Origin of the sequence: Selenomonas sp. oral taxon 126 (assembly GCF_001683335.1) — a bacterium.
Classification (GTDB): domain Bacteria; phylum Bacillota; class Negativicutes; order Selenomonadales; family Selenomonadaceae; genus Centipeda.
Map to the genome: position 1 here is coordinate 2,670,261 of NZ_CP016201.1, position 1,026 is coordinate 2,671,286.

A 1,026-nucleotide genomic window follows, 5' to 3' on the forward strand; every position below is an offset into this window, starting at 1 on the left:
CCTCGGCACATAGGTAGACGTTCTCTCCTGCAAGATACACCATGTTCTCACGCCGTCCAATGTCGTTCTTCCACTTGCGCTTCTTGCTGATCTCGTAGTTGTTCGGCTTGATGTAGGATGCCTGTCCCTTGTCCCGCAGATACAGGTAGTTCTCCTCACTCTCATAGCCTGCATCGGCGATGATGTTCCTGCTTCTTGTTCCGATGTATTCCTGAAAATCTTCCAAGAACGGGATGAGTGTCCTTGTATCCGTCGGATTCGCATAGATACCTGCCCATACGATGAAGGATGCCTCTACACCATATTGGAGGTTGTAGGCGGGCTTTCGCTGACCGTTCTTCATCGCATCTTCTTTCATCCGCATGAAGGTTGCCTCCGTGTCGGTCTTTGAAAAGCTGTTACGTGCCCCGCAGATGTGGAGTTTCTTCGTGTAGTCCTTCAGACGGAGAAGATACGTGTCCAGTGTCTCTATTGCACGCTGAAGCATGCTCTTTCGTCTTCCGCTCCCATAGACGAAGACGATGCCCTGCGCCTTCTGCACGTGCTTCAAGCGGCGGCGCAGTCGTTTCAGATGTCGGACGTGGATGTCCCCGCCATGGCGCAGATGGATACCGAACTCCTTCTCCACGTATGCAAGAAAAGCAGAAAGCTTCTCCATAAGCCTGCTGCAGTGCTTTTGGACGCCCTTCTTCCAGACGAAGCTGTACCGATTGGAGACGGACTCGATCTTAGTTCCGTCCACAAAGAGGTTCTGAAATGAGACTGCACCAACCTCCCCGAGCAGGAGTGCCATCTGTGCGAGAATCTCCTTGGCACAGGGAGCGAAGTGCTTCTTGCGAAAACGGGCGATGGTCGTATGATCGGGCGCAGGACAGCCCTCCAAGAGGTACATGAAGTTGATGTCCCTGCGACAGGCATCCTCGATGCGGCGGGAACTGTAGATGCGGTTCATGTAGGCATAGATGAGGATGGCGAGCAGTTTGTGCGGTGCGATGAGGTTTCGCTCTGCTCGGTGGAAGCTCAAAA

Annotated in this window: 1 protein-coding gene; it reads right to left on the reverse strand. The window is 53.3% G+C overall.

Features of this window, described 5'->3' with window-relative positions; translation table 11 throughout:
* Nucleotides 1-1,026, reverse strand: a 1,026-nt coding sequence (locus AXF19_RS15645) for a transposase (protein ID WP_237141753.1), incomplete at both ends; no start/stop codon positions are given.